This window comes from Oceanobacillus luteolus (genome assembly GCF_023715655.1).
Taxonomy (GTDB): domain Bacteria; phylum Bacillota; class Bacilli; order Bacillales; family Amphibacillaceae; genus Oceanobacillus; species Oceanobacillus luteolus.
On the sequence record NZ_JAMBON010000016.1, the window covers coordinates 39,324 to 61,392 of the forward strand.

Genomic DNA, 22,069 nt, shown 5'->3' on the forward strand with positions numbered 1-22,069 from the left:
TGTCATATTAGAGATATTTTTCAAGGAGACTGGGGGTGTGTTGCAGGATTTAAAGTTATCGTTGGGAATGGGAATTGTAGATTGCTATTAGAATAAAGATCACCCTAGCAGCTAGGTTTAATACGTCTGCTAGGGTGGTTTCCGATGCAATATAGATTTTGTATTCCCTCTTGAAGTGGGAAATCTCCCGCAGGGTCATGTGAGGGTTTCTCACGTTCCCTCATGAAGTGAAAAAGCGCCAATGGGGGCATGTGAGTCCATCTCACATGCCCTCTCGAAGTCTAAAACCTCCCGCGAGGGCACGTGAGACATCCTTACGCGCCCTCTGACATCAAAAGTCAGCCCCTTAAGGGTATGCAAGCTATTGTTGTGTCAATATCAAGCCTATTGAAAGCCTACTCTTCAGAACTAAGGACCATGTTTTCCGTAATTTCAAGGATCTCTTCTTGTTTTATGTCTGGATTGACAACCATCAGGTTGTAACGCAGTCCGTCTTCATCCCAGAGGTAAGCGTCCATCATTTCCTCATATTCAGCATCATTTCCTCGTACCTCTACATCAGATTCAGAGATTGGCATATCTTCTGGAGTTGGGAAAACAGATAACATAAATAATGGTGCCCCTTCCTCGGAACTGAAGGTCATGTCTACTTCATAACGATTTAATTCGCCTTGAGGTTCACGCATGGTGATACTGTCTAGTTTTGCATCATCTTCGGAGAATGTAAGGATTGGTTGCTCTAATGCTTTAGCCGCCTCTTCCAATGTTACGTTGTTTGGTGCAACTTCCTCTTCCAAGTCGGTGATTTCAACGTCTTCTGGAATATCGATGGTAAATGTATCTTCCGAAAATTTCGGTGAAAAATCTAATTCGGTATAGGTCACTTCCACCTTCATATCGCCTGTTTCGGTGACAAGTTTTACGATGAACCATGTTTTTTGATCCACCCAAAATTCCATATCGCCTATTAATCCATTTTTTTCATTTGCTTTCATGCGAATGTGGTAAGTGTCATCACCGAGTATTTCTTCTTCGCCAACCAGTTCATGTGTATGGGATTCTTTTAGCATATCCATCATCGATATGAATTGATCTTTTGGGCCCGCTCCAGTAAAGCCTTCGAGCTCAGACGTGATCATTTTATGCGCTTCTCCCGTTGCTTCATCGTACATGGTCATATTTTCTCCATCGTTTAATACGATTATTTCTTGCTCAAGCAATTGATCAATGTTAATAATTTTTCTTTTTATACCATCAACATACTCTTCCATGACCGTATGTTCCATCAACTCTTCACCTTCATACACTTTCATTTCTGACTTTCCGAAATAACTGGCCAAATCTTTTTCTGACTCAATCGCATTGTGAATGATTTCTTCCGCAGAAACATTGTTTTGCGAGCATCCTCCTAATACTAGTGCAAACATACTCATGATCAGCATAACTTTTTTCCATGTAAGTTTCATGATAATCCTCTCTCCTTGAGCCAACAGGCTATTAATGTGCCCTTACTTTCTATGGACCAAATTTTTATTTTTCCTTCGTGTTTTTCCATAATCATTTTTGCGATGCTAAGTCCTAAACCTGATGTTGCTCCTTTACCACGGGACGCTTCATTTTGGTAAAAAGGCTGAAAAACTTTGTTTATTTGGCTCGGATGCATGCCTTGTCCTTCATTCTGAATGATGATAACGGTTCCGTCATTTCTCCAATCATCGAGTCCTTGGATAAACTCAGGGAAGACCCAATTTGGCAGTGGCTTTTTTGCTGAGATTCCGGCTAGCCAAACGTACTTACCCTCTGGTGTATAGCGGATGCTGTTATCCATGAGATTATCGACGACGCGAATCATCTGTTTTGGATCTAATACATACCCATTCCGCACCGATGTCTCAACATTAAGATGGATATTCTTTTTCGCACATGCTTCTTCATAGCCGGAGAACAACATATCAAAGAATTCATTTCCATTTACAGGTACGCGACGTAGCGTATTTTCTGCAGATTGTAATGCAGTAAAAACCGACAAATCATTGATCATCTCTTTCATATGTTCCAGCTTCTCATAGAGGATTTGCTGGTATTCCTCCCGCTCCTCTTGAGTTAGATGATGGCTCTCCAAAGCTTCGGTATACGTACGGATCACGGTCAACGGAGTCTTTAAATCATGAGATAGGGATGCCACCATATATTCTTTTTCCCTCTGTTGTTTGGCTAATTTTTCTCTTGTTTCGAGGATTTGTGCTTTCATTTGTTCAAAGTGTTCGATGAGTACCCCAATTTCATCTCTTGATGGTTGGAGCCGTTGATCCAATTCTTTTCCTGCAGCGAACGCAGTCATATGGTGCTGCAGCTGATTCAATGGCCGGTTCAGTTTCTTGTTGATTGCAATAATGACTATTACATATAAAGCGAGAAAGAAGGTGCTTAAAAGCACAACCATCATGGTGGTACTTTTGTTTGAAGCATCAATCCAAGCTTGTCTGCTCATCGTAATTTCATACAAACCTGCAAGCTGCTCCTGCTCATCAAAAACTAATCTTTTTAATGAATAGGTACGCGGATTTTTTTGGTATTCATTTAAATTTTGGAACAAGACATCTTTATTCGGCTTATACAATTGTGTTGCACTTGAAGGAGTCATGGATGAATATAAATGAATGCCATCATACCGATATAAATCGATTTTTAGGTTCTCATTAGTGTAACGTTTTAACGGCTCATAGTTTTCTTCTGACTGAATTGTATACAAGGACACATCGTTGAGCACATCTTCCAGGTTGTTAGCGACATCTTGAAACTGAAGGAAATCTGTAATATCCTGCTTATCATCATAATCACTGAGACTGACATAGAGCAGGTAAGCAGCAGCCACGGGTAACAACATGACGAGGAGGTAACTAATCATCAGCCAATATTTGATCTTCATCTTGTTTGCTCCCCGATGAAACGATACCCGACACCCCAAACGGTCTGGATAAATTTCGCCTGTTTGCCCGTATCAATTAGTTTGGTGCGCAGGCTTTTAATATGAACCGTAACCGTGTTATTGCCGTCGACATTCATCAGTTGCCATACATGCTCGTAGATCTTAGCCTTTTCAAAAGTGATGAATGCATTTCTGGCCAGTAAAAATAAAATTTCCTGCTCTTTTGCTGTGAGTGGAATAAGTTCCTCATCTAGAAAGACGGCTTCATTTAGAAAATCAATGGCCAATCCGTGTTTATAGCGGATGATTTCTTCATTTTCATGCTTCCTTGTATAGCGATGGTATCTTCTGAGATGGGATTGGACCCTGGCAGTCAATTCCTTCAAGCTGAAAGGCTTCGTCAAGTAATCATCGGCACCAAGTCCGAGACCTCTTACTTTGCTTTCATCTTCACTTTTTGCACTCACTATGAGCAGCGGCACCTCACTTTCCAGCCGGATTCTTTCGCACAGCTCGAATCCATCCATTTCTGGCATCATCAGATCGACAAGTACAAGTGAAAATGGACTTGTTTTGAATTCTTCCCACCCTTCTACACCTGTGGACGCCCATGTCACTTGGAACCCTTCTCTTACTAAATGGTCCCGCATGATCCGAGCAATTTCATAATCATCTTCAACGATAAGTATTTTTGTTTCTTCCGCCATAGCTCTCCCTCTTCTCTGACTCAAGTATAATTCAACTTCGGTAAGTAAATTGAAAAGTTTATTTTTGGTTAATAATTGCTTTAATTTTACCACGGTGAATGGGTGCGTGCTGGCAACGGTCGAATTTTGTCGAAGGAAAGAACTTATTTGTATGAATTACAAATTGTAGCAAAAGCTACTCCGGAATAGTTATTAAAGTTAAATGGCAGGGGGAAGTAGAATTGATTTCAGCACGTAAAAGAAATGGAATACTGGCGCTATTATTTCTAGGTTGGGCTTTAGGAAATTTAGATAGATATATTATGAACTATGCGGTCGTTGCAATTACGGAGGATTTAAATTTAAGTGCTTCATCCACGGGACTTCTGCTTAGCAGCTTTTTTCTAGGGTATGCGCTGATGCAGCTTCCTGGAGGCTGGTTGGCAGACCGCTTTGGTGCCCGGAGAGTTCTCATCGCCGCTGTCATATTATGGTCAATATTTACCGGTTTGACAGGGGTGGCGTGGTCACTTGCTTCCATGGTCGTTATCCGTTTCCTTTTCGGAATTGGTGAAGGTGGATTCCAGCCTGCGAGTTCAAAAATTATTTCTCAAGGATTTCCACATGATCAACGGGCGCGGGCAATGTCCATTATGTTATCGTCTGCCGGGATAACCGCGCTTATCGTGCCGCTGCTTTCGGTTGGATTGCTCACTGCAATCGGTTGGCGGATGACATTTATTATTTTTGGGTTAATTGGAGCTGTTATTGCAATATTGTACTGGTACTTTATCAAGCTGCCGAACAGTGTAGACGAATCAAATGCAAAAAATACTAGTACGACTACTGCAGCGCCTTTCAAACTACTGTTCAAGACTCCCCTCATGCTGAATTTATTTATTGCTTATTTCACTTTGTATGCGGTGAACTGGCGACATGGATTCCTACGTACTTGGTAACTGTACGGGAACTTGATTTGTTTTCAATGGGATGGATGCAGACGATCCCTGGTGTGGCGCAACTTATAGGGATGTATACTGCAGGATATATTATCGATAAGTTGTCAGGAGGCCGGGAAAAAGTTGCAGGGGCTTTCGCCTGTGTTGCTATTTCCGTTTTATTGTATTTCATGTTTACGGCTTCAAGTGTAGCGGCTTTTATCGTGTATCAAACGATTATTATGTTAGTTCTTTCTTTTGTTGTTATTCTGCTTCCGGCCATTGTGCTTAAAAAACTACCGACTTCGGTAGCTGGCTCTGGGATGGGGCTGGTGAACACAGGTGGACAGCTTGCTGGATTCATCACACCGCTTGCGATTGGGTTCATCGTTGATTTATTCAATGGTTCCTTTAATGCAGCGTTTTGGATGTTGATTATTTTTGCCTTTATCTGCGCAATATCCCTAGCTACGATCAACTATGAGAAAGGTGAATTACTGAAGAATCCATCTTGATTTGAAAAGTAAGGCGGGATGTTACTTTGAACGTACAAAATTTTATCTCAGACTATATAGGGCAGCGGAAGGATACGTTTATCCAGCTTAGTGACCAACTATGGCGAGTTCCGGAGATTGCTTTTGAAGAGGAACAATCAGCAGATTATTTATGCCAGGCACTGGAGGCAGAAGGATTCCATGTTGAAAAGGACGTTGCTGGGCTTGAAACGGCATTTATCGCAAGCTTTGGCAGCGGAACCCCTGTCGTCGCTTTTTTAGGTGAATATGATGCGTTACCTGGCTTAAGTCAGAAACAGGGGCTCACAAGGCATGAACCAGTCCTAGAAGGTGCACCGGGTCATGGATGTGGACATAATTTACTAGGGACTGGCTCACTTGCAGCAGCTGCTGCGGTGAAAGAATATATGGAACAAACCGGATTAAAAGGAACGGTTCGATACTATGGCTGCCCAGCCGAAGAAAAAGGCTCGGGTAAGGCGTATATGACAAGAGCTGGTCTGTTTGACGATGTGGATTTCGCACTTTCTTGGCATCCGGAAACCAAACCGGTCATTATGAATTTCAGCTCACTTGCGAACTATGCTGTAAAATTCGTTTTTCATGGGAAAAGTGCCCATGCTGCCGCCACACCTCATTTAGGCCGTAGTGCGTTAGATGCTGTCGAGTTGATGAATGTCGGGGTCAACTATTTAAGGGAGCATATGATTCCTGAGGCAAGAATTCATTATGCAATTACGGATCCAGGTGGGACTTCTCCTAATGTCGTGCAAGCCTATGCTGAAGTGTCTTACTTGATTCGAGCACCGAAAAAGAAACAGGTCGTTGAGCTATATGAACGGGTGGCAAACATTGCTGAAGGAGCGGCCTTAATGACGGAGACAAAGGTGGAGCGGCTATTTGAAGGAGCTGCTTCTGATTTAGTTCCTAACCGAAACCTAGCTGCTGTCATGTATAAAAACCTTGAAGCCATTGGTGTTCCAACTTACGATGAAGCGGATCACCAGTATGCAAAAGCGATAAACGAATCATTGGCAAAAGAAGAGCGAGAAACTGCGTATGCTGGACTGGATAAAGCAACAGCTGCAAAGCTCAAAGGAAAATATATAACAGATTTCATCCCGCCATTTGATCCGGAAAAAGAAGTCATGTTATCGGGTTCGACGGATGTGGGTGATGTGAGCTGGATTGTGCCGACGATGCAATGTATGACAGCTTGTTGGGCGCTCGGTACCCCATTCCATACGTGGCAGGTCGTTTCCCAAGGAACGATGCCGATTGCTCATAAAGGGATGTTGCAAGCAGGAAAGGTACTTGCTGCAACAGCAATTGAAGTGATGGAAAATCCGGATCTCCTGGCCAAAGCGAAACAAGAGCATCAGGAAAGATTGGACGGAGAAGGTTATTTTTCATTGATTCCTGAAGGAGAAGAGCCGCTTAGGAAATAGTGATATGGAACGACTCTTGTGCTATATTCATGCAAGAGTCTTTCTTATTTCTCAACAACAAACAATCCATCCCCTTCCAACCATTCCGCAAATAACACCTTTTCCATTCTTTCAATCCCCTTGATGTCAAGTTGACGGTACAACCATACTTCATCTTTATCAAGCTCACGCAAACTCTCTTTTATTAACTTTCCATCTCTGATAATCGTGACAGGAAGGTATACTGTTTGGTTTGGTAAATTTAAATCTTCCAACGTAGTTTTTTGATAGGCTGATTTTTTTAAGGTGCTTACCGAGCCATTTGGTTCGAGAATGGCAAAGGCTACTTCTCGAATGGAAAAAGTTTCACTTTGGCGGAGTAGGCTTTGTAACTGATTTAAGTTCAGCTTGCTTTTTTTCAGCTGCTCAAAGTCTATTTGCCCATTGCGAATCAGGATTGCCGGATTGCCTTCTAATTTTTGCCGTATAGTTAGGGACTTTTGGAAGATATATTCAATGATAAACAATAAGCAGCCCCAAACAACAATAGCAAAAATGATTTCGGTTATGGTGACTTCACGCTGATAGATAGAATTACCGAGTAATTCACTTAAGACAATAGCCGTAATAAAGTGATAAGGGCTATATTGCCCAATAATCTTTTGGCCTATGATTCTAATCAGGACAAAAAACAATATAAAACCAATGGTCAATTTTATAAACATGTGTATAAATTCCATAACCCTGCTCCTCAGCAAATGATAGATTAATAGTTGTCTATTATCATTGCCATAGTACGTACTTTACATACACTGCTCCCTAATTAACTATCACATGCAATAGATAATTCTAAAAATACAAAATGATAGCGCTTTATTTTGGGTTATGTTAATATACAACTATTAAAAATTTACTAAAAACAGGGGAGGATGGACAACGTGGAAGTACCTTTAATCTTAACGCAATTCTTAGACCGTGCAGTAAAGCTTTATGGAGACAAAAAGGCAATTATCAATGACGAACGGATATTTACGTATAGTGAGCTGAACGATCGTGTAAACCAGTTATCAGATGGTCTACGTCAACTGGGGGTGAAAAAGGGAGACAAAGTAGCTTACCTTGCACCAAATACAGTGGAAATGTTAGAAGGCTTCTATGGTGTCTTTCAACTTGGGGCAATCATGGTGCCTCTCAACATCCGTTTAAAACCTGAAGATTATCTATTTATCTTAAATCATAGTGAATCGAAAATTTTATTTGTCGACCAAGACTTGTACGATTTGATTATACCGATAAAAGACAAGCTGGAAACAGTTGAGAAAATCATCGTCCACTATCATGATGGTCTTTGTGAGGAAGAAGACTATGACCAGTTTTTAAGTGCATACTCCAAAGAACCATTTGAACGGGAAGATGTAGAGGAAAACGATGTTTGTAGTTTGTTATATACAAGCGGGACAACCGGGAATCCAAAAGGTGTCATGCTAACCCACCGTAATAACTATCTCCATGCCTTGTCGAGCATGCATCATTTACGGGTAACAGATGAAGATGTGCTTGCCCATGTTTTGCCGATGTTTCATGTCAACGGCTGGGGCTCACCATTCTACTACACAGCAAATGGGGCAACTCAAGTTTGTTTAAGAAAAGCTTCTGCAGAAAGTATTTACGATGCGATTGAAAATCATGGAGTTACGGTGATGCATATGGCACCGACTGTTCTGAACTCGCTCATTCAATATTACGATGAGCATCAGCCAACAGTTAAACAAGATATTCGGTTAGTGATTGCAGGCTCTGCACCGCCACCGGCTTTTATCACAAAAATAGAAGAGGATCTCGGGTGGGAATTTATCCAAGTTTATGGCATGACCGAGTCCACTCCGCTTACGTTGGTTTCAAGAATCCGATCTCACCACAAAGATTTACCGTTAGAAGAACAATATCGCTTGAAAGCAAAGCAAGGTGTGCAAATGATCGGTACTGATGTGAAGGTCGTGAATGCAGTGGGGGATGAAGTTGCTTGGGACGGAAGAGAAGTTGGGGAAATTGTCGTTCGTGGCAACGGAGTCATGAAAGGTTATTGGAAAAATGAAGATGCATCAATGGAAGCACTTCGCGATGGATGGCTTCATACAGGGGACATGGCGAATGTTGATGAATATGGAAATATTGAAATCGTCGATAGGAAAAAGGACGTCATCATCTCAGGAGGTGAAAACATTTCTTCTATTGAGGTAGAGGGTGTTTTATATGATCATCCATCTGTTCTAGAAGCTGCAGTGATAGCCGTTCCTCATGAAAAATGGGGGGAGACTCCACATGCATATGTCGTTTTACGACCAGGGGAAGAAGTCACCGAGGAAGATCTGATTCAATTCTCGAGAAGCAAGCTTGCTCATTTTAAAGCGATTACCGGTGTCACCTTTTTAGAAGAATTGCCAAAGACAGCTTCTGGAAAAATATTAAAAGTCCATCTTCGCAATGAACATTGGAAGAAAGCCGGGAAAGCGGATAAACTCGTAAACTAGAAAAAACGTGCCAGACACAAAAAGTGCTGGCACGTTTACCTTTTATACAGCTTTTTTCCCAATAATCTTATCAACCATCATGGCAATTGCACCATCTCCGGTAACATTCGTCGCTGTACCGAAACTATCCTGTGCCATGTAAAGGGCAATCATTAAACCTAGTGCAGTTTCATCAAAGCCGAGCATTGTGCTGAGCAGCCCCAATGCTGCCATAACAGCTCCACCTGGCACACCTGGAGCGGCAATCATAATAATCCCCAACATTAAGATAAACGGTAACATCATCCCAAATGTAGGAATGTCGAGATTATTTGAGAGGACCATGACTGCTACGGAACACATTACCAGAGTGACTGTACTTCCAGATAAATGAATCGTCGCACATAATGGAACGGCCGAGTCAGCCACGCCATCACTTACTTTATTGCTTTTCGATGCACGGACGGTAACTGGAATGGTCGCCGCACTAGACATTGTTCCTAAGCCTGTAAAATATGCTGGGAGCATGTTTTTTAGTGACTTAAAAGGATTCCTTCCTGCGACAGCCCCCGCAACAGAGTATAGGATGACAAGCCAAACCCAATGAATGACAATGGCAGTCACAAGCACAAGCCCAAAGGTCTGTAATGTTTGTACTACCGCACCATCTGCAGCTATTTCAGCAAAGATACTTGCTATATAAAATGGTAAGATTGGAATGATGACTTTCCAAATTAGCCTTTCGATTATTTCCTTACCTTCATCAAAAAATGCTCTTAAGGTAGGGCTTTTTGTTCGAGTAATCCCAATCCCAAACACAAAAGCTAAGATTAAAGCAGTCATTACTCCTGTAATCGGATCGATGGCAAGCTCAAATATAGGTTCAAAGCCTGCTGTTTCTTCTGCTTGTCCTCCACCATTTCCAACAAGGGTAGGAATTACAATAAGAGCTACAATAAATGCTAATGTTCCCGCTAAAATGGTGGATGTATAAGCAAGTGCGCCTGTGATTCCAAGCATTTTACCTGATTCTTTCCCGAAACTCGCAATCCCGCTGACAATATAGAAAATAATAATCAGTGGAATAGCAAAACCTAGGAATTGTCCGAAGAATTCCTTGAATGTTACGATAATTCTAATAACAACTTCCGGCACAAGTAAGCCGATAATAATACCACTCACAATACCGATGAGCAGCTTGCCTATTAACTTCATATTCTTGCTCCTTTACTAAAAAAATTGCTTTCACATACTATAGCATCTGTACTTTTGTTAATCAAGATAATTTTCTGATTCCTATTTGTTTGCCACCTATATTAAAGTCAACTATACTTTCATTCCAGCATTATCTTTATCTACTATTTCCAACAAGTACCATACCATATGGAAAGTCATATGGCATAGAATTGCTGCTCCAAGTCCGTATTTCCAATAGAGCCAACCACATGATAAACCAACCATCAAATTGATGCTTGTCATATAGAAAATGATTCTTTTTGTGATTGTGATTTTTTTTGCTGAATCCCGGGTAAATGAGCAAGTGCAAATAATATACTTGCAAGAATATTAGCGATCCAAAAGCTGAGGATTTCCTGGTCAGTAAACTGAGTTAAAAGCCATATGAAAAAACTCATTAGACCAAATCGGAAGATGATTTCTTCGACTATTCCACCATATAAACAACGTGTCGATATCCACGTTTTCTTTCTTGTTCTCTCCATTTGATAAAAGGTGCTGGTAGAGATATTCTTTTTGAGAAAGATATAATAAGCGACAATGTTAATAAAGGCACATGCCAAGCTAAGGAGAATGACAAGCCAATCAATTGATAGAGTCAAGGCGTTTTCTAAATCGGCCCGCTTGTAAAAAAATAAACCCAATACCGTAAACGGAAAAGCCACGATGATGTGATTCAGTAAACGAAGCATATAGGGAGGAGGTGTATCATTTGGTAATAGTTCTTTGTATAACTCTTTTTCATTTAAGGTCATCAACACTATACCAGGGATTATTAGAACTGTAATCCATATCCATTCCATCACATTCATCCACCCTTTCCTCTATCAGTTTCTAAGAATATTTGAATCGCTTCCCTGATCCATTCCACTTCATTTGTTTCAAAAGGCAAAGAAAACAATGGATCTTCTTCCTCTAATTGTTCTTCATCCAAATTTTCATAAAAGGAGTGGATATCTTCTCCGACAATATCTTCAAACATTTCCATTAAACTTTTAACGAGCTGTTGTATCTCTTCAGCTTTTGGGTCTGTTCCTGTTTTGTTTTTCAACTCAGTTAGCATAAGCATGAATTTCTTTTCCATTTCTTGTTGTTGCCTTTTGGGGATACTGAAGATGTCCTCCACCTTTTCTACCGGTAAGACATCATTTAACCATTCCCTATGTTTATCCTCATACTGAACCCCTTGGATAATCGATATGAAAATCCCCGCATCGATCCGTTCCTTTTCATCCGCTAGTTGGATGGCATGGTCCAAGGTTTTGAGCACATTTTGAATCTGAAGAAGTTTATCTTCCATCAAGATTTTCTGTATTTCCAAGGACTCCTTTAAGTTCCAGCTATCTTGGGCAAGCAATTCCTTAATTTGTACTAAGGTAAATCCAAGAAACTTTAATGTTACGATTTTTTGCATCGTGATAAAATGTGAATCATCATAGTATCTTCTGTCGCCGTCTGAACGTGATGCTTTTAATAGACCGATATCATCATAATACTGCAAGGTACGAACACTTACTCCAGTCAGTTTAGCGAATTCCCCGGTAGAATAATGACCTTTCATTATGAATCTCTCCTTTTAAATTCTTATATTCATCATAGAACATCACGTTACGTGACGTGCAAGGAAAAGATTAAATTATGTTGTTTCCGAGGCAAATCAGGGAGTACTTGTAAATATCATCTGGAATGACAGAAAAATGTTTGGAAAAGTAGGTGTAATGTTTTGACTATCTTATTCATCAGTATCATTATCCTTTTTATCGCATCCAGTTATTTTTCCGGCAGTGAGACAGCACTTACAGCAACGAATGAAATGAAGCTGCAATTGAAGGCTGCGAGTGGGGATAAAAAAGCAGAGCGATTACTCAGGCTTGTTAATAACCCGGACTTATTCATTCCTGGAATCTTAATAGCTAATAATGTTCCAAATATCGTACTTCCTTCTTTAGTGACGATTGTGGCTCTGGAGTTTGGATGGAATATTGGAATAACAACCGCTGTGCTGACGGTTTTAATTATTATTTTTGCGGAAGTAATGCCCAAGTCGGTCGCAGCAGCTTTTCCTGAAAAGATTGCTTACATCGTTTATTATCCGACCATGCTTATTCTAATGATTTTAAAGCCGTTTATTTGGTTATTAAATTTACTGACGAAAACTACCATTAGATTGTTGGGGAGAAATCAGGTACAAGAAGTTACAATCTCTAAAGCGGAGATGCGGGCGATGGTTGATATTGCACATACAGAAGGAACTTTTAGGAATGATGAAATGTCTCGCTTGAAATCGGTATTGGATTTCCAGACGTTAAACGTGTCCGATGTATTAAAAACGCATCGGGTGGAAATTAAAGCTGTTCCGGCAAATATATCCTTTGAAGAAGCGGAAGAATTTTTACTATCAAACCACCATACACGATATCCAATTTATGACGATGATATTGACAATATTGTGGGTGTCTTTCATTCTAAGTTTATTTTAAGGTGGGCAAAAAATCGGGATAAATTGATTAAGGATTTCTCTGATATGGATCCCTTGTTTGTTTATGAATTTAATCTGATAGAAGATGTATTTAAACAAATGACTGAGAAGAAAAAGCATATTGCAATTGTATTGGATGAATACGGAGGAACAGAAGGGCTCATCACCCACGAGGATCTGATTGAAACGATGATTGGTGAAGATATTGAAGATGAGATGGATGAAGACGACGCACTCATCCACAGCCAGACGGATAGAGAAATTATTTGTGATGCTAGACTTTCCCTGCACCGCCTAAACAACGTTTTTAAAATTAATCTTCCTGAAGAGGCCGACAACGTGGCAGGATTTGTTTTGAATCGTTATAGCCATTTGCCCGAAGAAGGAGAAGAGTTCACTTATGAAGACTTGGAATTTGAAATTTTAGAAGTAAGTGAGAGGAGAGTGCATTTGGTAAGAATTAGAAAGCTGTACTCTGCTCCCTGAAATGAGAAATGCTAGGATATCCATTATAATGGAGTTAGAACCTTGAACGAAGGGAATAAAAAATAATGGATATAGTAGAACCTTTAAGTATAGAAGCCGTCGATGATTTAAGAAAAAAAGTTACAAGATTCGGCATGGCATATAAATTTGCATTAGAAGAGATAAGTACGAAGGTGAACATTTTAAAAGAAGAGTTCCGATTGATCCATGATTATAATCCAATTGAACATGTGAGTACACGTGTGAAATCTGCGGAAAGCATAATGAACAAAGCTCATAGGAAAGGATTACCGTTATCTTTAGGGGTTATTAAGATTAGGGATATAGCTGGAATTCGTATCACCTGCTCATTTGAATCAGATATTTACCGTATTAGTGAAATGATCCAATCACAGTCGGATGTTGAAGTAATTGAAGTAAAGGATTATATTAAGCATCCGAAGCCAAATGGGTATCGCAGCTTACATCTTGTCTTGAAAATTCCCGTCTTTATGTCGGACCGGGTTGAAAAAGTTTATGTCGAAATGCAAATTCGCACGATAGCTATGGACTTTTGGGCGAGCCTCGAACACAAAATATATTATAAATATGATAAACAAATACCTGGGCATTTGACAGAACAATTAAAAGAAGCCGCTGACACTGTAGCAGAACTGGATCGAAAAATGGAGCATCTCAATCATGAAATCAATATCTTGAAAGAAAACGATTCTCAGGATGGAATAGAAAGTCATGCATTTAATCCGAGGGAATTGATGTTAGAGATGATAAGAAAGAATCATATCACAGAATAGCTGGCGTGCCTTCATCAAGGTCTTCCCTTGATAACTGCTCTCGAATATGCAATAGTATAGTTAATAGAATATTTCTCACCACTAGGGGTGCAAAATTGCTGAGAGAGTCAGTTGGAATACTGTCTCAACCCTTTGAACTTGATCTAGTTTATGCTAGCGAAAGAAAGCGGTGTACGTATGACTTATGAGCGTAAATTCGTATACATAGGCCGTCTTTTTCTTATGCAGAAGAAGGCGGCTTTTTGCTTGAACGGGCGATGTAAAAATCGTATAGCATTTGCCAATCTCTTTGTGGTGCGAAGGAATTCTATACCAAAAAAGGGAGGAAGAGAAGCATGAGTGAACAGTTTACAGACAGACTATGGAGAAAGGTACAACCGATTTGGGAGGCGTATTTGGATCATCCGTTTGTGAAGGGGATTGGGGATGGGACACTTAATAAAGAAAAATTTAAACATTATATGAAGCAGGATTACGTATACTTGATCGAGTATTCCCGAGTCTTTGCGATTGGAAGTGCTAAAGCGCCTGACCTAGAGACGATGACGATGTTTGCGAATTTACTGCATGGCACGTTAACTATGGAAATGGAGCTGCACAGGGAGTACGCAGCAAAGTTCGGAATTACAAATGAGGAACTGGAAGCGACAGAACCATCATCAACTATGACAGCATACACGAGTTACATGCTGAATGTTTCCCAACTTGGAGGCGTGGAGAATGCCATCGCGGCAGTGCTAGCCTGTGCATGGAGCTATAACTACATTGGTAAGGAACTGGTGAAGTGGCCAGGAGCTGCAGACCATGAATTTTACGGAAATTGGGTAAGAATGTATTCATCCGAAGACTTTACTGAAATCGCTGAGAACTGTAAAAACCTTATCAATGAATATGCAACTGGAAAGTTAGAAAGAGAGCTACAAGCACTTGAAGATATTGTGGTGAAAACGAGTAAATTTGAGTATATGTTTTGGGAAATGGCTGAGAATATCGAGATGTGGCCGACAGATAAGATACAATCGACAGTTGGATAAAAGTACTGCTTATGAGGAAGTGCCTAGAATGGCACTTCCTCCTATTACTTTCATTTATAAAGCAATTTTCAAAGAGACTGCAAAGTTGAAAAAAGCAGTCAAAATCAATATATATCCAATGGACCTTTGTTTTTTTTGCAGCTGTTCCGCTCCCATCGCAAGTAGCAAAGCCCCGAGTAAAAACAATAAAATCCATGATACGTTCATACTTTCATTGAACTGACTAACGAGAGCTAATGCAATAACTGAAATTGCTAAAAGCACCTTGATTATCTTCAATATCCATCCCTCCCTGTGCAGAATCATCATAACATTTATATGCAGCTAGAATATACTAAAGCATGTTCATCTATATCGTTTTACGGGTAAAGTCAAATCAATATACTTATTTGACTCGGATTGTTTTTTGTTTTATAGTCAACATATGAACATATGCTCATATAATAAATCTTAGAGGTGCAATAAAAATGACGGAAGAGCAAAAACTAGAGGTTTTTCGTGAAGAAGAGCAGCACTTGGACGCAGAGACGTTGTTTGTCGTTTCCCAAACATTCAAAGCGTTGGGGGATCCGACTAGAATACGTATTTTGAATTTATTATGTACCGGAGAACATTCTGTCAATGATATCGCGGAGACTCTGGACTTAAGTCAATCAAGTGTATCTCATCAATTACGGTTCTTAAAAAACTTAAGATTGGTGAAGTATAGAAGAGAAGGCAGAACGTTGTATTACTCGGAAGATGATGAACACGTCATGAATTTACTGAAGCAGGCAATTGAGCATGCTTCTCATCACTAATTAGGGGTGCATAACATGGGACACGATCATGGACATGATCATTCGCATACTGCAAATAAAAAGGTGTTATTCATAAGCTTTCTCATCATTACCGTTTATATGATCGTTGAGGCGATCGGTGGTTTCCTTACGAACAGTCTAGCTTTGTTGGCGGATGCAGGACATATGTTAAGTGACGCCATCTCACTTGGAATCGCGTTACTTGCTTTTAAGTTTGGGGAAAAGGCTGCAGACTATAGTAAGACATTCGGTTATCGACGTTTTGAAATTCTGGCTGCAGTTCTCAATGGTGTGACTCTCATCATTATCGCTGGTTTTATATTTTATGAAGCGATTGGACGTTTTCTAAATCCGCCGGCAGTAGCTTCAACAGGAATGTTGGTCATTGCGGCTATTGGACTGCTCGTGAATATCCTCGTTGCATGGATCATGATGCGAGGGGCTGATGTAGAAGATAATTTGAATATGCGTGGGGCTTACTTGCATGTAATCAGTGACATGCTTGGGTCAATTGGTGCTATTGTTGCCGCGCTTCTTATCATTTTTTTCGGTTGGGGATGGGCGGACCCTTTGGCCAGTGTTATTGTCGCAGCTCTTGTTCTGCGCAGTGGTTATCAGGTGACAAAGTCCGGACTTCATGTACTGATGGAGGGAACCCCAAAAAATGTGAAGATGGAAGAAGTCATTCAAATCATTAAACATACGGAAGGGATACGAGGCGTACATGATTTACATGTTTGGTCGATTACGAGCGGATTAAATGCCTTATCCTGTCATGCGGTTGTCGACGACCAAATGACGATTGAAGAAAGTGAAAGAATGCTCCGACAGCTCGAACATGAATTGGAACATCAAAATATCCATCATATGACGATTCAATTGGAATCATCTGCGCATCTCCATGACAATTCCATTTTATGTAGCGTGCAAGCTGAGCCAGCTGGACATCATCACCATCATTGATATGTTTTTTTAAAATAGAAAAAAGCCGGTTAGTACCGGCTTTTATTATAGTCCGCGGGAATATTTCTTTTTTGTTTCCTTTTATTCATCAGCTTTTTAATAATCGGATAAATAATTGGTCCGTATTTAATGAGTCTTCGAATTAAACGCGACATGATTTCACCTCTATTATTGTAGAATCTTGAAGCTTATCGTTATATTTCCTTTAAAAGCGGATTTCTAAACAATAGAGTTTGGTATAGAGGGGTGATGTCCATACTGAATCATTTCCACGCTCCAATAACCTACTATTGATCATCAATGACCAACATATTCGATTCATCAAATTCCCAATCTGCCCCGTATGCGACTTCCCAGTAATAACCATCCGGGTCCGTAAAGTATCCTCCGTAGCCGCCCCAGTCATTTTTTACAGGCTCTTTTTGAATAACGGCTCCAGCTAACTTAGCCCTGTCCATCATTTCATCCACTTCATTCATGGATTTCGCATTATAAGCTAATGTTATCCCGGGAAATCCAGACGATATCATTGGAGGATGCTCATCGTTTACATCTTTTGCAAGTTCTTCTACTGGATATAAAGCAATTCTCGAACCTTCATTTCTAAAGAAAATAATAATCGGATTTTCTTCCGTTCCTCTAATCGACGTGTCGAAACCGAGATTCTTATAAAACTCATGAGATTTGACAATATCTTTCGTGCCGAGTGTGATTAGATTTACTCTATTCACCGAAACATCCCTCCTTTAATGCTGATTAATCTTCCATGTTGTAGGCTTTTCTTAATGCTTCAACATCTATCTTTTTCATCTTAAGCATGGTTTGAGTGACCCGCGCTATTTGTTCTGGAGTACTGTTGCTGCCCATCATATCATCCATTTCTCCTGATACAATCTGCCAAGATACGCCATATTTATCTTTTAACCACCCACACTGTTCGGACTCAGGAACTGCGGATAATTTTTCCCAATAGTAATCGATCTCATCCTGGGTTTCGCATTTTACTAAAAATGAAATCGCTTCGTTGAAATTGAATTCATGGGCATTTGCGCTATCCATTGCAGTGAACCATTGATTTTCCAACATAAAATCAGCAAACATAACTGTACCTTCTTTATCTGGATCCATTCCTACAGGATATCGGGCTAGCTGGCCTGCGGTGGAATTTTTAAAAATCGATAAATAAAACTGCATGGCCGCTTCTGCATGACCATAGTTATGATCAATGAATAGGAGCGAAGGCAAGATAGAAGGACGCTCTTCTCCAGAATCGGTTAAAATCAATTGCCATGATAGGCCATACTTGTCTTGAATCCAGCCATATTTTTCAGCGAATGGGTAATTATCAAACGGCATTAAAACGGTGCCACCGTCAGACAGTTTGTCCCACACTTCATTTATCATCTCAGGGGCATCTTTGTAATGGGAGACATCGAAGTTAACGGAAAAGGACAGTGCTGGATTAAATGTGAAGTGAGGCCCTCCGTCTATCGCCATGAATTCCTGTCCCCAGAAATGAAACGAGACAATTGCTGGGTCACCTGATGGTGTATCGTGAATGGTAGTCATATTGGTAATTTTCGAGTCAGGGAATAGTGAAGTATAAAATTCAGCAGCTTCGTAAGATTGCTTGTCGAACCAGAGATGGGAGACTATTTTTTGTGTACTATTTTTCATTTAATCCTCCTCCTACACTCGATTGTGAGCATGGTAATCCAATATGTTCTCTAAAGCCGTACGGAGAATATATTCAGTCACATTCATTATATCTCATTGTCAAAATCACATACTCATTTCTTTTGAATAAGTCCAAAACTTACACCTACCGGGTCCACCAGGTAGGCAAGATAAAAATCATCAAATTCCATTTTTTCTCGCACTATCATTGCACCATGATTTTTAGCCTGAGTGATAACTTCATCAATCGAATCGACTTCAATCTGAATACGGGTTCCATGGGGATAGTCATGTGGTCCCTTACTAATTCCTCCGTTTATTCCTGGCTCCTCCGTTTCTTTGGAGTGGACACCCCAATAATCCCATTTTGGTTCGGCAATTTTCCAATCAAATACTTGCTCATAAAAATTTGCCTGCTTCTTAGGATCCTGACTGCTTAACTCAAATCCAATAACTCTTCCCATCCACTTACCTTCCTTCTTTTATAATTTAGGAATCACCTATTTCATTTATACTTTTCAACAAGAAATAGGATAATCCTTTAAATTAACTCCATTTTTGTGAAAGCTTGTGTATCAATAGGAAAACAGGGATAAACAGCAGGATGACAACTAACGAACCTAATATGTTTTGTATTGTTAACATGCCTGCTTCTGAAAAAGTTTGAAAAAAGAAAATATAATAAGGGATAATTAAGAAGATGGAAGTTGCCACTCCAGGTAAGTAGCAACGTAAAAACAGTGCCTGCAGTGGATGACTAAAGATGTTAACTGCAAATAAAAGATTTAAAGCAAGAAATAAAAAATAATCTTCAGTGATGAACGTCAGTAAAATTATTACTGAAACGGGAATAGAAAGTACAAAAACAACAAAGGAAAATCGAGTCCCTGTCATGTTATCGAACTGTTTGATTTGCTTTTGAGCAAATGGAGGAACTCGCATTTTTACACGAGGATAGATTCTGTTCATCCACCTTTCCACGGTCATGATTTCCTCTAAATTATGAAGCATGAAAATGACAGTGAACGCTAAAATCAATAGATTGATTTCCATAAATTTTCACCTCCCATGTATGCAAGACGAGATTAATCGTACCCTCCCGTACTGTCCGGCAAGGCTTTAAATTCATCCTTATCTTTGATCATCGTAAATACAGCGTCCCGTATTTGGATCAGCTGCTTTGCATCTTTTGTTGGTTCACAATACGTGCCATCAATAGAGATGATTATTGTTTCCCCATTCATAGTAATTTTCCATTCATCATCTTCATGGGGTTCTTGCACACAAACCTCATCAAAAATAGGATCAGGTATGAGTTCTTTTTCTTCTAAAATATTTACCTCTCTCATCAGTTCATATACTGTATTCATTTCTTCGCTGGTTAAGCTAATATCTGCTGTGATCGTTCCGTCTGCAATCAAGTCCTTGGTTACCGTGCCATCATAGGAATTGATTTCATTCTTTTTATCCACACCAAATTGAATGGAAAAGGCAAAGTCATCCGGCATCTCATGGGGCATACTCGGAGCGGAAACGACTGGACCGCATGCACCCATGAGTAGAATCAGTAACAAACAAATTAAGTATTTTTTCATTATATATCCCCCCTCAGAAGTACAGACGGAATAAAGCCGTAGTTAGTTACACTTTGCTTATTTTTCGGCTCAATTAATATAAATAAAGCAGATTAGGGAGGTTCTGCCCTCTCTCTAATCTGCCTTAGTTTTGTATTCAGTCTCAGTTACCCTCATCAGAACGGACCATTTTCGTTAGGTGAGTTTTCTGGTATCTGTTGACCCACATCCCAAAGTTCTATGATGAGTTCATTGGAAAAGCGGAACAGGTGAACAACAACGCCACCTGGGTCGTTTGGATGCTGTCTTACGTGGGAGTGAACGGCTACCATATCATTCTCAGTCACTGTGTGTTTGATCTCAAACACTTTGTCAGGGTTTTTGGCTGCACTTTCTTCCATTGCAGAAATAAGAGATTCCGCATCCCCCTTGAAATAGAGGTTATGGTGACGAAAGTCCGGACTGGCATATTTTTCGTAAGCTTCACGTATCTTTCCAGACGCTACCAGCTCAAGGAATGACATCGCCTTATCTTTTATCGTCTGTTTCATTAACAACTCATCCTTTCTATCATTAATGTACTTCTATCAATTCTTCATCTAGTTCAATCTTTTTATTCTTTTCCAGTAATAACTTCACAAATTCTTCCTTGTTTTTTGGTGATATACTTATTTCTTCATACAAACCATAATGAATTCTCAGTCGATCAGCAGCTAATGCTGGGGCAGCCCAAACGTTTTTTTCTTTAGAGATCCGTTTGATACCCTCTATGTTAATCTTCTTTTTGAAGGGACCAAATTTTACAATAAGTGTTTCTTGTTGTATGACATAGCCTGTACCAAACCACATCCAAAATAATAAGATTAATGTTGTCCCCCCAATTAATATACCTGCTGGATAAAGTCCATCTATAATTGTTCCAAAAAGCACTACTGCAATCGTTCCCCATACTGCAAAGAAATAGATTGTATCTTTTATTGAACCGAAATAGATAAGAACCACCACTTTCCTTAAAGATTATCTACTTGTTCAAGTCGCATATAATCATTCCTTTTAACAGTGATATACCATAATGGAAACAGTGCTTGAAAGCCACTTAATCCGCGACATGTAAAATATAGTACTTCATTTTCTTGAATTTCAAACTGTATTTTCTTGCTTCTGCACCAATCGACTTTCAGATAAAGTGTATGTGAACCGGGAGGGATGCGATAATCGAACGTCTCATTCTCTCCAAAGGAACCAATTTCTTGATCATTCAATACGACAATGTATTTTCTTAATTTTTTTGTCCAAGCTGCTTCTCGCTTTATTACTATCATGCGTGTCTCTCCTTAAGTTATAACTCGTAAGTTTCCGGCTTTTCATATATAACATACGTGCCAGCGATAAAATCATGGATGGATCGTTTATCCGGCCTCATACCTACCATAAATGCACTGATAATCGCTCCAATTCCAAAAGTTAAAGCATAGATGATGCCACCAACCAACTCTCGCAGAATCATCTGTCCGAGTCCCAGTTTATTGCCATGGATGCTGACAATCCGGATGCCGAACGCTTTCTTTCCAATCGTGTAGCCATACCATACAAACGGAAGGATGATGAAATACACGAGATTTAACGTATCCAGGAAGAAATTATCATCCAAGAACACCCCAAACAAAATATAGCTTAAAAACCCGAGCGTTATGCTCAAAAAGATCCCATCTACTAATATTGCCCCTAATCTAATCCAAAACCCAGCATTTCTCTCCATATGAAACTCCTCCTCTATTTATCTATTGAGGTTAATTATTAATCATAATCCTATTATTATCTTATTCGCAATGTACCGTTGATAAAGATAAGAGGCTTTCCTCTATGATAACTGTACCACCATTCAACATACATTCTTCTGATTTGATTAAATTAGCTTGGTGATTGACATGAATTTGACTTATTCGAATAAAAGCAAATGTAATGATTACTACTGTAGTAACAAGGAGTACGAGCCACTTTACCTTTTGTTTATTCAAAAC

General features: G+C 39.8%; 28 protein-coding genes and 1 riboswitch. Of the genes, 9 read left to right on the forward strand and 19 right to left on the reverse strand.

What is annotated here, in order from left to right; all coding sequences use genetic code 11:
- Nucleotides 1-395 precede the first annotated feature (395 nt).
- Genes M3210_RS11015 through M3210_RS11025 form a run of 3 tightly spaced genes read right to left on the reverse strand, consistent with a single transcriptional unit; the run spans nt 396 to nt 3,636 of the window.
- Complete coding sequence (locus tag M3210_RS11015; protein WP_251514348.1) at nt 396-1,466, reverse strand: LolA family protein; 1,071 nt, start codon at nt 1,464-1,466, stop codon at nt 396-398.
- The gene (locus tag M3210_RS11020; RefSeq protein ID WP_251514350.1) at nt 1,463-2,929 is read right to left on the reverse strand and encodes a sensor histidine kinase; all 1,467 of its coding nucleotides are present in this window, start codon (nt 2,927-2,929) and stop codon (nt 1,463-1,465) included. Before M3210_RS11020 ends, M3210_RS11015 begins: the two co-directional genes overlap by 4 nt.
- Complete coding sequence (locus tag M3210_RS11025; RefSeq protein ID WP_251514352.1) at nt 2,926-3,636, reverse strand: response regulator transcription factor; 711 nt, start codon at nt 3,634-3,636, stop codon at nt 2,926-2,928. Before M3210_RS11025 ends, M3210_RS11020 begins: the two co-directional genes overlap by 4 nt.
- 221 nt (nt 3,637-3,857) lie before the next feature.
- Between M3210_RS11025 and M3210_RS20710 the strand changes: the two genes are divergently transcribed.
- Genes M3210_RS20710 through M3210_RS11035 form a run of 3 tightly spaced genes read left to right on the forward strand, consistent with a single transcriptional unit; the run spans nt 3,858 to nt 6,516 of the window.
- Nucleotides 3,858-4,574 carry an MFS transporter gene (locus M3210_RS20710; RefSeq protein WP_379598608.1) on the forward strand — a complete coding sequence of 239 codons (717 nt, stop codon included), beginning with the start codon at nt 3,858-3,860 and terminating at the stop codon, nt 4,572-4,574.
- Nucleotides 4,568-5,068 (forward strand): MFS transporter, encoded by a 501-nt coding sequence (locus tag M3210_RS20715; RefSeq protein ID WP_379598610.1) that lies wholly within the window; start codon nt 4,568-4,570, stop codon nt 5,066-5,068. The genes M3210_RS20710 and M3210_RS20715 overlap by 7 nt, the downstream gene beginning before the upstream one ends.
- Before the next feature lie 26 nt (nt 5,069-5,094).
- Nucleotides 5,095-6,516: a M20 family metallopeptidase gene (locus tag M3210_RS11035; RefSeq protein WP_251514355.1), complete on the forward strand. Its 1,422-nt coding sequence runs from the start codon at nt 5,095-5,097 to the stop codon at nt 6,514-6,516.
- Nucleotides 6,517-6,560: 44 nt separating this feature from the next.
- Here the strand turns inward: M3210_RS11035 and M3210_RS11040 are convergent, their stop codons facing one another.
- Nucleotides 6,561-7,235: a DUF421 domain-containing protein gene (locus M3210_RS11040; RefSeq protein ID WP_251514357.1), complete on the reverse strand. Its 675-nt coding sequence runs from the start codon at nt 7,233-7,235 to the stop codon at nt 6,561-6,563.
- 198 nt (nt 7,236-7,433) lie between these two features.
- On the opposite strand from M3210_RS11040, the gene M3210_RS11045 reads away from it, so the two are divergent.
- The gene (locus M3210_RS11045; RefSeq protein WP_251514359.1) at nt 7,434-9,026 is read left to right on the forward strand and encodes a long-chain-fatty-acid--CoA ligase; all 1,593 of its coding nucleotides are present in this window, start codon (nt 7,434-7,436) and stop codon (nt 9,024-9,026) included.
- A gap of 42 nt (nt 9,027-9,068) precedes the next feature.
- Here the strand turns inward: M3210_RS11045 and M3210_RS11050 are convergent, their stop codons facing one another.
- The 3 genes from M3210_RS11050 to M3210_RS11060 all read right to left on the reverse strand — a co-directional run bounded on the left by M3210_RS11050 (nt 9,069) and on the right by M3210_RS11060 (nt 11,802).
- Nucleotides 9,069-10,220: a dicarboxylate/amino acid:cation symporter gene (locus M3210_RS11050; RefSeq protein ID WP_251514362.1), complete on the reverse strand. Its 1,152-nt coding sequence runs from the start codon at nt 10,218-10,220 to the stop codon at nt 9,069-9,071.
- 260 nt (nt 10,221-10,480) lie between these two features.
- Nucleotides 10,481-11,044, reverse strand: coding sequence for a CPBP family intramembrane glutamic endopeptidase (locus M3210_RS11055; protein WP_251514365.1), 564 nt, complete (start codon nt 11,042-11,044; stop codon nt 10,481-10,483).
- Between the two features lie 5 nt (nt 11,045-11,049).
- Nucleotides 11,050-11,802 (reverse strand): MerR family transcriptional regulator, encoded by a 753-nt coding sequence (locus M3210_RS11060; protein ID WP_251514367.1) that lies wholly within the window; start codon nt 11,800-11,802, stop codon nt 11,050-11,052.
- 162 nt (nt 11,803-11,964) lie between these two features.
- On the opposite strand from M3210_RS11060, the gene M3210_RS11065 reads away from it, so the two are divergent.
- The 3 genes from M3210_RS11065 to tenA all read left to right on the forward strand — a co-directional run bounded on the left by M3210_RS11065 (nt 11,965) and on the right by tenA (nt 15,034).
- A complete protein-coding gene (locus M3210_RS11065) occupies nt 11,965-13,206 on the forward strand; it encodes a CNNM domain-containing protein (RefSeq protein WP_251514373.1) in 1,242 nt (413 codons plus the stop codon).
- 65 nt (nt 13,207-13,271) lie between these two features.
- The gene (locus M3210_RS11070) at nt 13,272-14,000 is read left to right on the forward strand and encodes a GTP pyrophosphokinase (protein WP_251514374.1); all 729 of its coding nucleotides are present in this window, start codon (nt 13,272-13,274) and stop codon (nt 13,998-14,000) included.
- Nucleotides 14,001-14,073: 73 nt separating this feature from the next.
- A riboswitch (TPP riboswitch) is annotated at nt 14,074-14,182 on the forward strand.
- Between the two features lie 153 nt (nt 14,183-14,335).
- Nucleotides 14,336-15,034: a thiaminase II gene (gene tenA, locus M3210_RS11075; protein WP_251514375.1), complete on the forward strand. Its 699-nt coding sequence runs from the start codon at nt 14,336-14,338 to the stop codon at nt 15,032-15,034.
- Nucleotides 15,035-15,088: 54 nt separating this feature from the next.
- On the opposite strand, the gene M3210_RS11080 is transcribed toward tenA, so the two are convergent.
- Nucleotides 15,089-15,313, reverse strand: coding sequence for a DUF3953 domain-containing protein (locus tag M3210_RS11080; protein WP_251514376.1), 225 nt, complete (start codon nt 15,311-15,313; stop codon nt 15,089-15,091).
- Between the two features lie 188 nt (nt 15,314-15,501).
- Here M3210_RS11080 and M3210_RS11085 point away from each other — a divergent pair, with 188 nt between their 5' ends.
- The gene (locus tag M3210_RS11085) at nt 15,502-15,834 is read left to right on the forward strand and encodes an ArsR/SmtB family transcription factor (RefSeq protein ID WP_251514377.1); all 333 of its coding nucleotides are present in this window, start codon (nt 15,502-15,504) and stop codon (nt 15,832-15,834) included.
- Between the two features lie 15 nt (nt 15,835-15,849).
- Complete coding sequence (locus M3210_RS11090; RefSeq protein ID WP_251514378.1) at nt 15,850-16,797, forward strand: cation diffusion facilitator family transporter; 948 nt, start codon at nt 15,850-15,852, stop codon at nt 16,795-16,797.
- A gap of 29 nt (nt 16,798-16,826) precedes the next feature.
- Here M3210_RS11090 and M3210_RS20850 read toward each other — a convergent pair whose 3' ends face one another.
- From M3210_RS20850 to M3210_RS11140, 11 genes are all read right to left on the reverse strand, one after another.
- Complete coding sequence (locus M3210_RS20850; RefSeq protein WP_490722688.1) at nt 16,827-16,952, reverse strand: hypothetical protein; 126 nt, start codon at nt 16,950-16,952, stop codon at nt 16,827-16,829.
- Nucleotides 16,953-17,084: 132 nt separating this feature from the next.
- Complete coding sequence (locus tag M3210_RS11095) at nt 17,085-17,528, reverse strand: VOC family protein (protein WP_251514379.1); 444 nt, start codon at nt 17,526-17,528, stop codon at nt 17,085-17,087.
- Between the two features lie 25 nt (nt 17,529-17,553).
- Nucleotides 17,554-18,474 (reverse strand): VOC family protein, encoded by a 921-nt coding sequence (locus M3210_RS11100; RefSeq protein ID WP_251514380.1) that lies wholly within the window; start codon nt 18,472-18,474, stop codon nt 17,554-17,556.
- A 113-nt stretch (nt 18,475-18,587) separates the two neighbouring features.
- The gene (locus tag M3210_RS11105) at nt 18,588-18,938 is read right to left on the reverse strand and encodes a VOC family protein (protein ID WP_251514382.1); all 351 of its coding nucleotides are present in this window, start codon (nt 18,936-18,938) and stop codon (nt 18,588-18,590) included.
- An 82-nt stretch (nt 18,939-19,020) separates the two neighbouring features.
- Nucleotides 19,021-19,527: an HXXEE domain-containing protein gene (locus M3210_RS11110; RefSeq protein WP_251514383.1), complete on the reverse strand. Its 507-nt coding sequence runs from the start codon at nt 19,525-19,527 to the stop codon at nt 19,021-19,023.
- A gap of 32 nt (nt 19,528-19,559) precedes the next feature.
- The gene (locus M3210_RS11115; RefSeq protein ID WP_251514384.1) at nt 19,560-20,069 is read right to left on the reverse strand and encodes a hypothetical protein; all 510 of its coding nucleotides are present in this window, start codon (nt 20,067-20,069) and stop codon (nt 19,560-19,562) included.
- Nucleotides 20,070-20,224: 155 nt separating this feature from the next.
- Nucleotides 20,225-20,599, reverse strand: a complete 375-nt coding sequence (locus M3210_RS11120) for a nuclear transport factor 2 family protein (RefSeq protein WP_251514385.1) — start codon at nt 20,597-20,599, stop codon at nt 20,225-20,227.
- Between the two features lie 22 nt (nt 20,600-20,621).
- Nucleotides 20,622-21,050, reverse strand: a complete 429-nt coding sequence (locus tag M3210_RS20600) for a PH domain-containing protein (RefSeq protein WP_251514386.1) — start codon at nt 21,048-21,050, stop codon at nt 20,622-20,624.
- Between the two features lie 8 nt (nt 21,051-21,058).
- Nucleotides 21,059-21,370 carry a hypothetical protein gene (locus tag M3210_RS11130; protein WP_251514387.1) on the reverse strand — a complete coding sequence of 104 codons (312 nt, stop codon included), beginning with the start codon at nt 21,368-21,370 and terminating at the stop codon, nt 21,059-21,061.
- Nucleotides 21,371-21,387: 17 nt separating this feature from the next.
- Nucleotides 21,388-21,807, reverse strand: a complete 420-nt coding sequence (locus tag M3210_RS11135) for an RDD family protein (protein ID WP_251514388.1) — start codon at nt 21,805-21,807, stop codon at nt 21,388-21,390.
- Between the two features lie 61 nt (nt 21,808-21,868).
- Nucleotides 21,869-22,066: a hypothetical protein gene (locus M3210_RS11140; protein ID WP_251514389.1), complete on the reverse strand. Its 198-nt coding sequence runs from the start codon at nt 22,064-22,066 to the stop codon at nt 21,869-21,871.
- Nucleotides 22,067-22,069: the final 3 nt, after the last annotated feature.

Bases quoted from the DNA above. Each gene is read 5' to 3' on its own strand.
- M3210_RS11015 (WP_251514348.1), bottom strand. From the start codon at position 1,466: ATGAAACTTACATGGAAAAAAGTTATGCTGATCATGAGTATGTTTGCA.
- M3210_RS11020 (WP_251514350.1), bottom strand. From the start codon at position 2,929: ATGAAGATCAAATATTGGCTGATGATTAGTTACCTCCTCGTCATGTTG.
- M3210_RS11025 (WP_251514352.1), bottom strand. From the start codon at position 3,636: ATGGCGGAAGAAACAAAAATACTTATCGTTGAAGATGATTATGAAATT.
- M3210_RS11040 (WP_251514357.1), bottom strand. From the start codon at position 7,235: ATGGAATTTATACACATGTTTATAAAATTGACCATTGGTTTTATATTG.
- M3210_RS11050 (WP_251514362.1), bottom strand. From the start codon at position 10,220: ATGAAGTTAATAGGCAAGCTGCTCATCGGTATTGTGAGTGGTATTATT.
- M3210_RS11055 (WP_251514365.1), bottom strand. From the start codon at position 11,044: ATGGAATGGATATGGATTACAGTTCTAATAATCCCTGGTATAGTGTTG.
- M3210_RS11060 (WP_251514367.1), bottom strand. From the start codon at position 11,802: ATGAAAGGTCATTATTCTACCGGGGAATTCGCTAAACTGACTGGAGTA.
- M3210_RS11070 (WP_251514374.1), top strand. From the start codon at position 13,272: ATGGATATAGTAGAACCTTTAAGTATAGAAGCCGTCGATGATTTAAGA.
- tenA (WP_251514375.1), top strand. From the start codon at position 14,336: ATGAGTGAACAGTTTACAGACAGACTATGGAGAAAGGTACAACCGATT.
- M3210_RS11085 (WP_251514377.1), top strand. From the start codon at position 15,502: ATGACGGAAGAGCAAAAACTAGAGGTTTTTCGTGAAGAAGAGCAGCAC.
- M3210_RS11090 (WP_251514378.1), top strand. From the start codon at position 15,850: ATGGGACACGATCATGGACATGATCATTCGCATACTGCAAATAAAAAG.
- M3210_RS20850 (WP_490722688.1), bottom strand. From the start codon at position 16,952: ATGTCGCGTTTAATTCGAAGACTCATTAAATACGGACCAATTATTTAT.
- M3210_RS11100 (WP_251514380.1), bottom strand. From the start codon at position 18,474: ATGAAAAATAGTACACAAAAAATAGTCTCCCATCTCTGGTTCGACAAG.
- M3210_RS11105 (WP_251514382.1), bottom strand. From the start codon at position 18,938: ATGGGAAGAGTTATTGGATTTGAGTTAAGCAGTCAGGATCCTAAGAAG.
- M3210_RS11110 (WP_251514383.1), bottom strand. From the start codon at position 19,527: ATGGAAATCAATCTATTGATTTTAGCGTTCACTGTCATTTTCATGCTT.
- M3210_RS11115 (WP_251514384.1), bottom strand. From the start codon at position 20,069: ATGAAAAAATACTTAATTTGTTTGTTACTGATTCTACTCATGGGTGCA.
- M3210_RS11120 (WP_251514385.1), bottom strand. From the start codon at position 20,599: ATGAAACAGACGATAAAAGATAAGGCGATGTCATTCCTTGAGCTGGTA.
- M3210_RS11130 (WP_251514387.1), bottom strand. From the start codon at position 21,370: ATGATAGTAATAAAGCGAGAAGCAGCTTGGACAAAAAAATTAAGAAAA.
- M3210_RS11135 (WP_251514388.1), bottom strand. From the start codon at position 21,807: ATGGAGAGAAATGCTGGGTTTTGGATTAGATTAGGGGCAATATTAGTA.